Genomic DNA, 12,205 nt, shown 5'->3' on the forward strand with positions numbered 1-12,205 from the left:
GAGAAATCAGTTTCCAAAGAATTCGGGGACGTTGAACCGTCCCGGCCTCCCGTCCGTGCCGTTGTCAGGGGGCCCCGGTTCGCCCGTCCCCCCGCACGGAGGTTGATTTGTCCGTCCCCACCGCACCAGCGTCACAAGGAGAGCCCCCCGTGACCACCGAAGCAGCGCCGCCGCCGGGCAGCGCGGGAACGTCCACGGCCAGCCCCACCGCCGAGCAGTTCGTCGCCGTCCAGCAGAGTGCCGAGTTCGCCGGGCTGCGCCGTTCCCACCGCTCGTTCGCCTTCCCGCTCACCGTCGCCTTCATCGCCTGGTACCTGCTCTACGTCCTGCTGTCCAACTACGCCGGCGGCTTCATGGGGACCAAGCTCTTCGGCAACATCAACGTCGCCCTCGTCCTCGGCCTCGGCCAGTTCGCGACGACCTTCCTCATCGCCTGGCTGTACGCGGGGCACGCGGCCGAGAAGCTCGACCCGAAGGCGGAGGCCATCAAGGCGCGGATGGAGAACGGCGCATGAGCGGCACGCTGCACCTCGCGGCGGCCGCGGCGCCGCACACCACGGCCGCGGCCGGTGCCGGCGAGCACCGGCCGCTGATCATCACCCTCTTCGGCCTGTTCGTCGTCGCCACGCTGATCATCACGGTCTGGGCGGGCCGCCAGACCCGGGGCGCCGCCGACTTCTACGCCGGCGGACGCCAGTTCACCGGCTTCCAGAACGGCCTCGCCATCTCCGGCGACTACATGTCCGCCGCGTCCTTCCTCGGCATCGCCGGCGCCATCGCCCTCTTCGGCTACGACGGGTTCCTGTACTCCATCGGCTTCCTCGTGGCCTGGCTCGTGGCGCTGCTGCTGGTCGCCGAGCCGCTGCGCAACTCGGGCCGCTACACGATGGGCGACGTCCTGGCCTTCCGGATGCGTCAGCGGCCCGTGCGCACCGCCGCCGGCACCTCCACCATCGTGGTGTCGATCTTCTACCTGCTCGCCCAGATGGCGGGCGCGGGCGTGCTCGTCTCGCTGCTGCTGGGCATCACCAGCGACGGCGGCAAGGTCGCCGTGGTCGCGCTGGTCGGCGTCCTGATGATCGTCTACGTGACCGTCGGCGGCATGAAGGGCACCACCTGGGTCCAGATGATCAAGGCGGTGCTGCTGATCGCCGGCGCCCTGCTGATCACCTTCCTGGTGCTGCTCAAGTTCAACTTCAACATCTCCGACCTGCTCGGCACCGCCGCGGAGAACAGCGGCCAGGGCGCGAAGTTCCTGGAGCCGGGGCTGAAGTACGGCAAGGACTCCACCTCGAAGCTGGACTTCATCTCCCTCGGCATCGCCCTCGTCCTGGGCACCGCGGGCCTGCCGCACATCCTGATCCGCTTCTACACCGTTCCCACGGCCAAGGCCGCCCGCAAGTCCGTGAACTGGGCCATCGGCATCATCGGCGCCTTCTACCTGATGACCATCGCCCTCGGCTTCGGCGCCGCCGCCCTGCTCAAGCGGACCGACATCATCGCCTCCAACAAGGCCGGCAACACCGCGGCCCCCCTGGTCGCCCAGGAACTCGGCGGCGGAGCCGGCTCCACCGGCGGCGCGATCCTGCTCGCCGTGATCTCCGCCGTCGCCTTCGCCACCATCCTCGCCGTCGTCGCCGGGCTCACCCTCGCCTCGTCCTCGTCCTTCGCCCACGACCTGTACGTGAACGTGATCCGCAAGGGCAACGCCACCGAGGAGGAAGAGGTCCGGGCGGCCCGCTGGTCCACCGTCGTGATCGGCGCCGTCGCCATCTTCCTCGGCGCGCTGGCCCGCGACCTCAACGTCGCCGGCCTCGTCGCCCTCGCCTTCGCGGTCGCCGCCTCCGCCAACCTGCCGACGATCCTCTACAGCCTCTTCTGGAAGCGCTTCACCACCCGGGGCGCGCTGTGGTCGATCTACGGCGGCCTGGTCTCCTCGGTCGTCCTGGTGCTGTTCTCCCCGGTCGTCTCCGGCAAGCCCACGTCGATGTTCAAGGACGCCGACTTCTACTGGTTCCCGCTGGAGAACCCCGGCATCGTCTCCATCCCGCTGGGCTTCCTGCTGGGCTGGCTGGGCACCGTCCTGTCCAAGGAGAAGGCCGACCCCGAGAAGTTCGCGGAGCTGGAGGTCCGCTCCCTCACCGGAACCGGCGCCCACTGACACCCCGCCCGGGTGAACGCACCGCGTACGCAGCGTGGCCGTGTCGTACGTCCGTACGACACGGCCACGCCGTCTCTGGTTCGAACGGGTATCCCGCCCCGCCGCCTGTCTCGCGTAGGCTCGATCGCAGCGCTCGCATTCTCCACGCAGGCGGCGCACTTCTGACAGGAACCGGACCGGGGAGGGGCCGCAGTGCTTCTCGACACCTATGGCCGCGTGGCCACTGACCTGCGCGTTTCGCTCACCGACCGGTGCAATCTGCGCTGTACGTACTGCATGCCCGAGGAAGGCCTGCAGTGGCTGGGCAAGTCGGACCTGCTCACCGATGAGGAGATCGTCCGGCTGGTTCGCATCGCCGTGACCCGGCTCGGGATCACCGACGTCCGCTTCACCGGCGGCGAGCCGCTGCTGCGGCCCGGCCTGGTCGGGATCGTCGAGCAGTGCGCCGCCCTGGAGCCCCGCCCCAAGATGTCGCTGACCACCAACGGCATAGGCCTCAAGCGCACCGCGGAGGCGCTCAAGGCCGCCGGCCTGGACCGGGTGAACGTGTCGCTGGACACCCTGCGCCCCGACGTCTTCAAGACCCTCACCCGGCGTGACCGGCACCAGGACGTCCTCGACGGCATGGCCGCCGCCCGCGCGGCCGGCCTGACCCCGGTCAAGGTCAACGCCGTCCTGATGCCCGGCCTGAACGACGACGAGGCCCCCGACCTGCTGGCCTGGGCCGTCGACCACGGCTACGAGCTCCGCTTCATCGAGCAGATGCCGCTGGACGCCCAGCACGGCTGGAAGCGCGACGGCATGATCACGGCAGGCGACATCCTCGCCTCCCTGCGCACCCGCTTCACCCTCACCGAGGAGGGCTCCGAGGAGCGCGGCTCCGCCCCCGCCGAGCGCTGGACCGTCGACGGCGGCCCGGCCACCGTCGGGGTCATCGCCTCGGTGACCCGGCCCTTCTGCGGCGCCTGCGACCGCACCCGGCTCACCGCCGACGGGCAGGTCCGTACGTGCCTGTTCGCCACCGAGGAGACGGACCTGCGCGGAGCCCTGCGCTCCGGCGCCCCCGACGAGGAGATCGCCGGACTCTGGAAGACCGCGATGTGGGGCAAGAAGGCCGGATCCGGGCTCGACGACCCGTCCTTCCTCCAGCCCGACCGCCCGATGTCGGCGATCGGCGGCTAGCCGGGAACACCAGTGGACGCCGGTGCGCGCCGGTGGGCGCCGGTGCCGGGCGCCCGCTCCGGCCAGCGGCGCTCCGGCCAGCGGCGCTCCGGCCAGCGGCGCTCCGGCTAGCGGCGCTCCGATCCCTCCGGCTGCACCCACTCCGTCAGCTTCACCACGTCCTTGAGGAAGCCGCGGACCCCCAGGAACTGCGACAGGTGCTCGCGGTGCTCCTCGCAGGCGAGCCAGGTCTTGCGCCGCTCCGGCGTGTGCAGCTTCGGGTTGTTCCAGGCCAGGACCCAGACAGCCGCAGCGCGGCAGCCCTTGGCGGAACAGGTGGGAGTCTCGGGGGAGTCAGGGGAGTTCACGGCTCAACCCTACAAACCGGCCCCGGGAAAGGGCGACGCCGAGCAGCCACGGGGGGAGCTGCCCGGCGTCGGTCCGTCGCTCCGACGGGGGATGCGGAGCGCGTACGCAGTATGTCACGCACGACCCGGTGCGGTGCACCGGAACTTCATGATTGATCTGAGGTTTCGCTGAGGTTTCCCGCTTCCAGCGGCGGACGTGCAGGTGGCGGCAGGAAACTCGACGGCAGCTTCGGCGTCGACTCGCGCCCCGCGTTGGCGATGACCACGGCCACGTACGGCAGCAGCGCGCCCGCGACGAGCGTCACGACCGCCAGGTGCCGTTCCACGTTCCACAGGAGCACGGTCGCGATGACCGACAGGGTCCGGACCGCCATCGAGATCACGTACCGGCGCTGCCGCCCCCGCACGTCCTCGTCGAGGCCCATCCGGGCCCCGGTGATCCGGAAGACCTCGGCCCCGCTTTGCTTCCTCCGCAGCACGCTCCACCGCCCGATCCGACTCCCGGGCGTTCCGCGGCCCGGACCCTTCCACCGTACGCCGAGGTCACGGCGGGCAGGAGAGGGGGTGCCCCTGAACGGTCGCGTCCGGAATGCGCAGTACGCCGGACGGGTCGAAACTGGGCCCAGCTGCGCACCACGCGCCACGAGGAGGCTCGACATGCAGTGGTTGTGGGCGATCATCGTCGGTTTCGTGCTGGGCCTCATCGCCAAGGCCGTCCTCCCGGGCAAACAGCACCAGCCGCTCTGGCTGACCACGCTCTTCGGCATGGTCGGCGCCGTCCTCGGCAACGCCGTCGCCGGCTGGATCGGCGTCGCGGAGACCCGGGGCATCGACTGGACCCGGCACCTGCTCCAGCTCGCCGGTGCGATCGCGGTCGTCGCCCTCGGCGAGATGATCTACATGTCGGTGCGCAGCGGGAAGAGGGGTACGGCCTGACCCCGGCGCGTGTACCACCGCGGATGCGGCAGGGGCCGGCCCGGACGGAGTGCCCGGACCGGCCCCTGCGCCGTACGGTCGTGCGGCCGTGTCCCGGGTCAGGCGCCCGTGACCTCGACCGCGGCCAGGTTCTTCTTGCCGCGGCGCAGCACCAGCCAGCGCCCGTGCAGCAGGTCCGCCTCGGCCGGGACCGCGTCCTCGGCGGTGACCTTCACGTTGTTCACGTAGGCGCCGCCCTCCTTCACGGTCCGGCGGCCGGCCGACTTGCTGGCGACCAGCCCGGTCTCCGCGAACAGGTCCACCACCGGGGCGAGCTCCGCCACCCGGGCGTGCGGCAGCTCGGACAGGGCCGCGGCCAGCGTGGCCCCGTCCAGCTCGGCGAGCTCGCCCTGGCCGAACAGGGCCTTCGAGGCGGCGATCACGGCGGCGCACTGGTCGGCGCCGTGCACCAGCGTCGTCAGCTCCTCCGCCAGCGCGCGCTGGGCGGCGCGCGCCTGCGGCCGCTCGGCGGTCTGCGCCTCCAGCGCCTCCAGCTCCTCGCGGGACTTGAAGGACAGGATCCGCATGTAGGTGGAGACGTCCCGGTCGTCCACGTTCAGCCAGAACTGGTAGAACGCGTACGGGGTGGTCATCTCCGGGTCCAGCCAGACGGCCCCGCTCTCGGTCTTGCCGAACTTGGTGCCGTCCGCCTTGACCATCAGCGGCGTCGCCAGCGCGTGCACCTGCGCCTGCGGCTCCAGCCTGTGGATCAGGTCGAGTCCGGCCACCAGGTTGCCCCACTGGTCGGACCCGCCCTGCTGGAGGATGCAGCCGTGGCGGCGGTACAGCTCCAGGAAGTCCATGCCCTGCAGCAGCTGGTAGCTGAACTCGGTGTAGCTGATGCCCTCCTGCGACTCCAGGCGGCGGGCCACGGAGTCCTTCGTCAGCATCTTGTTGACGCGGAAGTGCTTGCCGATGTCCCGCAGGAACTCGATGGCGGACAGGCCTGCCGTCCAGTCCAGGTTGTTCACCATGACCGCCGCGTTCTCGCCCTCGAAGGACAGGAACGGCTCGATCTGCGTGCGCAGCCGCGTCACCCAGTTCGCCACGGTCTCCGGGTCGTTCAGGGTGCGCTCGGCCGTCGGGCGCGGGTCGCCGATCTGGCCGGTGGCCCCGCCGACGAGCGCCAGCGGCCGGTGCCCGGCCTGCTGCAGGCGGCGTACGGTGAGCACCTGCACCAGGTGGCCCACGTGCAGCGAGGCCGCCGTCGGGTCGAACCCGCAATAGAACGTGACAGGACCGTCCGCGAACGCCTTGCGCAGCGCTTCTTCGTCGGTGGACTGGGCGAACAGCCCGCGCCACTTCAGTTCGTCGACGATGTCCGTCACGGTCGTGACTCTCCTTGAACGAGATGAAACAGGTGCTGAGGGGTTTCCCCGCCAGTCTAGGCGGGCGGGGAGCCCCCTCCGACGCCCGGCAGCGGCGGCCGCCGCCGGGCGGGGCGGCCGCGGAGGCCTCAGACGCCCTTGCTGACGGAGCTCATGTTGAAGTCCGGGATCCGCAGCGCGGGCATCGATGCCCGGGTGAACCAGTCGCTCCACTCGCGCGGCAGGGTCTTCTCGGGCCGGCCCGCCTCGGAGGCCCGCGAGAGCAGGTCCACCGGGGACTCGTTGAACCGGAAGTTGTTCACCTCGCCGACGACCTCCCCGTTCTCCACCAGGTAGACGCCGTCCCGGGTCAGCCCCGTCAGCAGCAGCGTCGCCGGGTCGACCTCGCGGATGTACCACAGGCAGGTCAGCAGCAGGCCCCGCCCGGTGGCGGCCACCATCTCCTCCAGCGACTTGTCGCCGCCGGCGTCCATGAGCAGGTTCCCGAAACCGGGGGAGACCGGCAGCCCGGTCAGGCCCGCGCTGTGCCGGGTGGTGGTCAGCCGGGTCAGCTCACCGTCCTTGATCCAGTCGGTCGGCGGGACGGGCAGGCCGTTGTCGAACACCGAGGCGTCGTCGCCCGAGCTGTGCGCGATCACGAACGGCGCCGACTCCAGGCCGGGCGCGTTCGGGTCGCTGCGCAGGGTCAGCGGCAGCCGGGACAGCTTCTCCCCGAGCCGGGTGCCGCCGCCCGGCTTGGAGAACACCGTCCGGCCCTCCACCGCGTCCCGGGCCGCCGCCGACCACATCTGGTAGATCAGCAGGTCCGCCACGGCCGTCGGCGGCAGCAGCGTCTCGTACCGCCCGGCCGGCAGGTCGAAGCGCCGCTCCGCCCAGCCCAGCCGTACGGCCAGCTCCGCGTCCAGCACGGTCGGGTCGACGTCCTTGAAGTCCCGGGTGGAGCGGCCGGCCCAGGCCGAGCGCTGCCGGTCCGGGGACTTGGCGTTGACCTCCAGCGTGCCGTTCGGCTGGTCGTGGCGCAGCCGCAGCCCCGTCGAGGTGCCCACGTACGTGGAGACCAGCTCGTGGTTGGCGAAGCCGTACAGCTCCCGGCCGCCCGCCCGGGCCCGGGCGAAGGCCTCGCCGAGCGCCGGGGCGAAGTCCGCGAACACCGCCGAGGAGGTCTCGGCCGGGGCGTCGGTGAAGTCCGGCGACACGGGGGTCCCGGTGACCAGCGGCTGCGCGTCCTCGGCCGGGCTCGCGTTCCGGGCCGCGGCCTCGGCGACCCGGACCAGCGGCTCCAGGTCCTCGGCGGTCACGGCGGAGCGCGAGACGACCCCCGAGGCCGTGCCCTCCTTGCCGTCGACCGTGGCGATGACCGTCAGGGTCCGGCCGCGGGTGACGCCGTTGGTGGTGAGCGCGTTGCCCGCCCAGCGCAGGTTGGCCGTCGACTCCTCGTCGGCGATGACGACACAGCCGTCGGCGGTGGACAGCTCCAGGGCCCGCTCGACGATCTCGTGGGGCTTCGTTCGGCTCATCGGCCGGCCTCCTGGGTCGTATTAAGGATGTTCACGTCGCGGAACAGCGCGGACGGGCAGCCGTGCGAGACCGACGCCACCTGGCCCGGCTGGGCCTTGCCGCAGTTGAAGGCGCCGCCCAGGACGTACGTCTGCGGGCCGCCGACCTTCTCCATGGAGCCCCAGAAGTCGGTGGTGGTGGCCTGGTAGGCGACGTCCCGCAGCTGCCCGGCCAGCCGGCCGTTCTCGATCCGGAAGAACCGCTGCCCCGTGAACTGGAAGTTGTAGCGCTGCATGTCGATCGACCAGGAGCGGTCGCCGACCACGTAGATCCCGCGCTCCACCCCGCCGATCAGGTCCTCCGTGGACAGCCCGCCCGGATCCGGCTGCAGCGAGACGTTCGCCATCCGCTGCACCGGCACGTGCCCGGGGGAGTCGGCGAAGGCGCAGCCGTTGGACCGGCCGAGTCCGGTCAGCCGCGCGATGCGCCGGTCCAGCTGGTAGCCGACCAGGGTGCCGTCCTTGACCAGGTCCCAGCTCTGCGCCTGGACGCCCTCGTCGTCGTAGCCGATGGTGGCGAGCCCGTGCTCGGCGGTGCGGTCACCGGTCACGTTCATGATCGGGGAGCCGTACTTCAGCGTGCCCAGCTGGTCGAAGGTGGCGAAGGAGGTCCCCGCGTACGCCGCCTCGTAGCCCAGCGCCCGGTCCAGCTCGGTGGCGTGGCCGATGGACTCGTGGATGGTGAGCCACAGGTTGGACGGGTCCACGACCAGGTCGTACCGGCCGGCCTCGACGCTCGGCGCCCGCATCTTCTCGGCGAGCAGGGAGGGGATCTCCTCCAGCTCGGCGTTCCAGTCCCAGCCGGTGCCGGTCAGGTACTCCCAGCCGCGCCCGGCCGGCGGGGCGATCGTCCGCATGGAGTCGAACTCGCCGGTGCCGCCGTTCACGGCGACGGCGGTCAGCTGCGGGTGGATGCGCACCCGCTGCTGCGTGGTCACGGTGCCGGCGGTGTCCGCGTAGAACTTGTTCTCGTGCACGGCGAGCAGCGAGGCGTCGACGTGCGCGACCCCGTCGGCGGCGAGCAGCCGCGTGCTCCAGTCGGCGAGCAGGGCCGCCTTGTCCGCGTCCGGCACGTCGAACGGGTTCACGTCGTAGGCGGAGATCCACGTCTTGTCCGCGTGCACGGGCTCGTCGGCGAGCTCCACACGCTCGTCCCCGCCCGCGGCATTGATGACCTGGGCCGACAGCTTGGCCATGGCCACCGCCTGCGAGGCCACGCGGGCGGCGCCGTCCATGGTCAGGTCCACACCGGAGGCGAAGCCCCAGGCGCCCCCGTGCACCACCCGGACCGCGTACCCGAGGTCGGTGGTGTCGGACCCGCCCGACGGTTTGGCGTCCCGCAGCCGCCAGGAGGCGCTGCGGATCCGCTCCAGCCGGAAGTCGGCATGCTCGGAGCCCAGCGCGCGGGCCCGGGCGAGCGCCGCGTCGGCGAGCGCCCGCAGGGGCAGCGCGGTGAAGGCCGCGTCGATGGAATGGGGCACGGAAGTCCTCCCGGGGGTCGGGGCCGGTCCCCCCGATCATGGCGCGCCCGGGCCGTTCGTGCCTACCACTTTCTGTAGGGACTCGACAGAGCCCGTCCCGAGGCCCTGTCGGAGACCGATTCTGCGCGGGGCATGCGCGGCCTATAGGTTTCTGGTACTCAGACCGCTAGTCGAAAGGGTGATCCGTTGAGCCGCTCGGTTCTCGTCACCGGAGGTAACCGGGGCATCGGCCTCGCCATCGCCCGTGCCTTCGCGCAGGCCGGCGACAAGGTCGCGATCACGTACCGCTCGGGTGAGCCGCCTCAGGAGCTCACCGCGCTCGGCGTCCTGGCGGTCCGCTGCGACATCACCGACTCGGAGCAGGTGGAGCAGGCCTACAAGGAGATCGAGGAAAAGCACGGGGCGGTCGAGGTGCTGGTGGCCAACGCCGGCATCACCAAGGACACGCTCCTGATGCGCATGTCCGAGGACGACTTCACCTCCGTCCTCGACACCAACCTCACCGGCGCCTTCCGCGTGGTCAAGCGCGCCAACCGCGGCATGCTGCGCGCCAAGAAGGGCCGCGTCGTCCTGATCTCCTCGGTCGTCGGCCTCCTGGGCTCGGCCGGCCAGGCCAACTACGCCGCCTCCAAGGCCGCGCTGGTCGGCCTCGCCCGCTCCCTCGCCCGTGAGCTGGGCTCGCGGAACATCACCTTCAACGTCGTCGCCCCCGGCTTCGTCGACACCGACATGACGAAGGTGCTCACCGACGAGCAGCGTGCGGCCATCGTGGCGAACGTGCCGCTCGCACGCTACGCGCAGCCCGAGGAGATCGCGGCCGCGGTCAGCTTCCTGGCGTCCGACGACGCCGCGTACATCACCGGAGCCGTCATTCCCGTTGACGGCGGATTGGGCATGGGTCACTGATCACCATGAGCGGAATTCTCGACGGCAAGCGCATCCTCATCACGGGTGTGCTGATGGAGTCCTCCATCGCCTTCCACGCCGCCAAGCTGGCCCAGGAGCAGGGCGCCGAGGTCATCCTCACCGCGTGGCCGCGCCCGTCGCTGACCGAGCGCATCGCCAAGAAGCTGCCCAAGCCGGTCAAGGTCATCGAGCTCGACGTCACCAACGACGAGCACCTGGCCCGCCTGGAGGGCCTCGTCCGCGACGAGCTCGGCGGCCTCGACGGCGTCGTCCACTCGATCGGCTTCGCCCCGCAGGACGCCCTCGGCGGCAACTTCCTGAACACCCCGTTCGAGTCGGTCGCCACCGCCATGCACGTGTCGGCGTTCTCGCTGAAGTCGCTGGCCATGGCCTGCAAGCCGCTGTTCCCGGCGGAGGGCGCGGCCATCGTCGGCCTCACCTTCGACGCGCAGTTCGCCTGGCCGCAGTACGACTGGATGGGCCCGGCCAAGGCCGCGCTGGAGGCCACCAGCCGCTACCTCGCCCGCGACCTGGGCAAGGAGAACATCCGCTGCAACCTGGTCTCGGCCGGGCCGCTCGGCTCGATGGCCGCCAAGTCCATCCCGGGCTTCTCCGACCTGGCGGACACCTGGAACCACCGCTCCATGCTGGAGTGGGACATGAGCGACCCGGAGCCGACGGGCCGCGGCGTCGTCGCCCTGCTGTCGGACTGGTTCCCGAAGACCACCGGCGAGATCGTCCACGTGGACGGCGGTCTGCACGCGATGGGTGCCTGAACCTCACCCGCACGGCGTACGGCGGCGGCCGCGTCTCCTTCCGGGAGGCGCGGCCGCCGCCGTTTGGCGTGCCGGGGCACGGGCTCCGGCAGGGCCCGGACCTCACGCTCGATCAGATTTACGAGGGCCGACCGGATCTTCCCGAGTCGAAAACCGGGGCAGAAGCCTGCAAACTGACCGGGTCGGGATCTTCCCGGCTGCTGCGGGGAGGAGGTGCGGGCGTGCGTGCGAGGCCGAGCCGGGCGATGTCACTGCTGGTGGCCTCGGCGGTCCTGACGGGATTCCTGATCCCCGGAGTGCTCGCCCCGCCCGAGGGCGACGATCCGGCATCCGGGTCCGGGACGGCGGCCCCCGCCGCGGCCGACCTCGCCGGGATCCCCGCCGAACCCCCCGCACCGGCCGAACCTCCCATAGCGGCCGAACCCCCCGTACCCGCCGTACCCGCCGTACCGGCCGCGCCGACGTCGGCCGCGGACCTGTTCGGCGCCGACTGCGACACCGTCATCGACGGCTCGCTGGTCACGGCGTACTGCCACAACAGCTACCCGCGGACCGACCTGGTCCGGCTGCACGTCGAATGCGACCGCTGGTGGGACCTGGACGGGGACGGCAACGCCGTGGCCGTGGGCCCGGCCGGCCGGGCCGAGCTCGTCGGCCGGTGCTGGAAGGAGGTCCGCTCGACCTGGATCAGCCACCGGCGGGCGTGATGCCATCCCCCGCCCCTGCGTCTCCCGCCTGCGCGCCTGTCGGCGGGGCCTCCTGCTGCCCGCCGAGGCAGGCGAACGGGTAGCCGGCCGCCTCCGACGCCGCCGTGTCCCCGTCCCCGCGCCGGACCGCCTCGACCAGCCGGGCGTGGTCCAGGAGCGCCGCCGGATCCAGGTCCGCGCCGACGTCCGCGCGCAGCCACTCGGCCACCAGGTCGCCGAGGTCCGCGTACAGCTCGATCAGCACCTCGTTGTGCGAGGCCGCCACCACCGCCATGTGCAGGGCGACGTCCGCCGCCACGAACAGCTCCGCCTCCCCGCTCGCCCAGGCCTCCTCGCGCCGCGCCAGCAGCACCTCCAGCTGCGCCAGGTCCCGCTCGGTGCGCCGTTCCGCCGCCAGCCGGGCCGCCGCCGACTCCAGCGTCGAGCGGACCTCGGCGATGTGCCGCGGGTCGGCGCCGGCGAAGCGGCGGTGCATCACTCCGGCCAGCTCGCTCGTGGCGAGCACGTACGTACCCGACCCCTGGCGGATGTCCAGGAGCCCGTTGTGGGCCAGGGCCCGGACGGCCTCGCGCACGGTGTTGCGGGCGACCCCCAGCATCTCCACCAGCTCCGGCTCGGTCGGGATGCGGGCGCCGACCGGCCACTCGCCGGACGTGATCTGGTTCCTGAGCTGGGTGATCACCTGGTCGACCAGGGCGGATCGGCGGGGCGAGGTCAGCGGCATGCGGGCGGGAGTCCTCTCCGGACTGGACGGCTGAAACCGATTGGACAGTCAATCATCCCATG

The 12,205-nt window shown here is 71.6% G+C and carries 13 protein-coding genes; 7 read left to right on the forward strand and 6 right to left on the reverse strand.

Translation table 11 applies throughout. The annotated features are described in order from the left end of the window. Positions 1-149: 149 nt before the first annotated feature. The 3 genes from ACIQUT_RS25760 (at position 150) to moaA (ending at position 3,343) form a co-directional block, all read left to right on the forward strand. Positions 150-515 (forward strand): DUF485 domain-containing protein, encoded by a 366-nt coding sequence (locus ACIQUT_RS25760; protein WP_385677959.1) that lies wholly within the window; start codon positions 150-152, stop codon positions 513-515. Beyond that, the gene (locus ACIQUT_RS25765; RefSeq protein WP_403566016.1) at positions 512-2,161 is read left to right on the forward strand and encodes a cation acetate symporter; all 1,650 of its coding nucleotides are present in this window, start codon (positions 512-514) and stop codon (positions 2,159-2,161) included. Before ACIQUT_RS25760 ends, ACIQUT_RS25765 begins: the two co-directional genes overlap by 4 nt. Before the next feature lie 192 nt (positions 2,162-2,353). Further along, on the forward strand, positions 2,354-3,343 hold the full coding sequence (gene moaA / locus ACIQUT_RS25770) for a GTP 3',8-cyclase MoaA (RefSeq protein WP_403566017.1): 990 nt from the start codon (positions 2,354-2,356) through the stop codon (positions 3,341-3,343). A gap of 107 nt (positions 3,344-3,450) precedes the next feature. Here moaA and ACIQUT_RS25775 read toward each other — a convergent pair whose 3' ends face one another. Both ACIQUT_RS25775 and ACIQUT_RS25780 read right to left on the reverse strand, forming a co-directional pair. Beyond that, on the reverse strand, positions 3,451-3,690 hold the full coding sequence (locus ACIQUT_RS25775) for a hypothetical protein (RefSeq protein WP_403566019.1): 240 nt from the start codon (positions 3,688-3,690) through the stop codon (positions 3,451-3,453). 146 nt (positions 3,691-3,836) lie between these two features. Beyond that, positions 3,837-4,166: a DUF3099 domain-containing protein gene (locus tag ACIQUT_RS25780; protein WP_403566070.1), complete on the reverse strand. Its 330-nt coding sequence runs from the start codon at positions 4,164-4,166 to the stop codon at positions 3,837-3,839. Positions 4,167-4,347: 181 nt separating this feature from the next. On the opposite strand from ACIQUT_RS25780, the gene ACIQUT_RS25785 reads away from it, so the two are divergent. Beyond that, complete coding sequence (locus tag ACIQUT_RS25785; protein WP_403566020.1) at positions 4,348-4,626, forward strand: GlsB/YeaQ/YmgE family stress response membrane protein; 279 nt, start codon at positions 4,348-4,350, stop codon at positions 4,624-4,626. 98 nt (positions 4,627-4,724) lie between these two features. On the opposite strand, the gene tyrS is transcribed toward ACIQUT_RS25785, so the two are convergent. The 3 genes from tyrS to ACIQUT_RS25800 all read right to left on the reverse strand — a co-directional run bounded on the left by tyrS (position 4,725) and on the right by ACIQUT_RS25800 (position 9,030). Next, a complete protein-coding gene (gene tyrS, locus ACIQUT_RS25790) occupies positions 4,725-5,993 on the reverse strand; it encodes a tyrosine--tRNA ligase (protein ID WP_403566021.1) in 1,269 nt (422 codons plus the stop codon). A 128-nt stretch (positions 5,994-6,121) separates the two neighbouring features. After that, complete coding sequence (locus ACIQUT_RS25795; protein WP_403566023.1) at positions 6,122-7,510, reverse strand: metallopeptidase TldD-related protein; 1,389 nt, start codon at positions 7,508-7,510, stop codon at positions 6,122-6,124. Next, a complete protein-coding gene (locus tag ACIQUT_RS25800; RefSeq protein WP_403566025.1) occupies positions 7,507-9,030 on the reverse strand; it encodes a TldD/PmbA family protein in 1,524 nt (507 codons plus the stop codon). The genes ACIQUT_RS25795 and ACIQUT_RS25800 overlap by 4 nt, the downstream gene beginning before the upstream one ends. Positions 9,031-9,216: 186 nt before the next feature. Between ACIQUT_RS25800 and fabG the strand changes: the two genes are divergently transcribed. The 3 genes from fabG to ACIQUT_RS25815 all read left to right on the forward strand — a co-directional run bounded on the left by fabG (position 9,217) and on the right by ACIQUT_RS25815 (position 11,419). Next, positions 9,217-9,936, forward strand: a complete 720-nt coding sequence (fabG, locus tag ACIQUT_RS25805) for a 3-oxoacyl-[acyl-carrier-protein] reductase (protein ID WP_403566026.1) — start codon at positions 9,217-9,219, stop codon at positions 9,934-9,936. 5 nt (positions 9,937-9,941) lie between these two features. Further along, a complete protein-coding gene (gene fabI, locus ACIQUT_RS25810) occupies positions 9,942-10,712 on the forward strand; it encodes an enoyl-ACP reductase FabI (protein ID WP_376661284.1) in 771 nt (256 codons plus the stop codon). Positions 10,713-10,933: 221 nt separating this feature from the next. Further along, positions 10,934-11,419, forward strand: a complete 486-nt coding sequence (locus ACIQUT_RS25815; protein WP_403566028.1) for a hypothetical protein — start codon at positions 10,934-10,936, stop codon at positions 11,417-11,419. Here the strand turns inward: ACIQUT_RS25815 and ACIQUT_RS25820 are convergent. Continuing rightward, positions 11,400-12,143 (reverse strand): FadR/GntR family transcriptional regulator, encoded by a 744-nt coding sequence (locus ACIQUT_RS25820; protein WP_403566030.1) that lies wholly within the window; start codon positions 12,141-12,143, stop codon positions 11,400-11,402. The genes ACIQUT_RS25815 and ACIQUT_RS25820 overlap by 20 nt on opposite strands. Between the last annotated feature and the right edge of the window lie 62 nt (positions 12,144-12,205).

The organism is Streptomyces sp. NPDC090445, from assembly GCF_044769385.1.
Classification (GTDB): Bacteria; Actinomycetota; Actinomycetes; order Streptomycetales; family Streptomycetaceae; genus Streptomyces.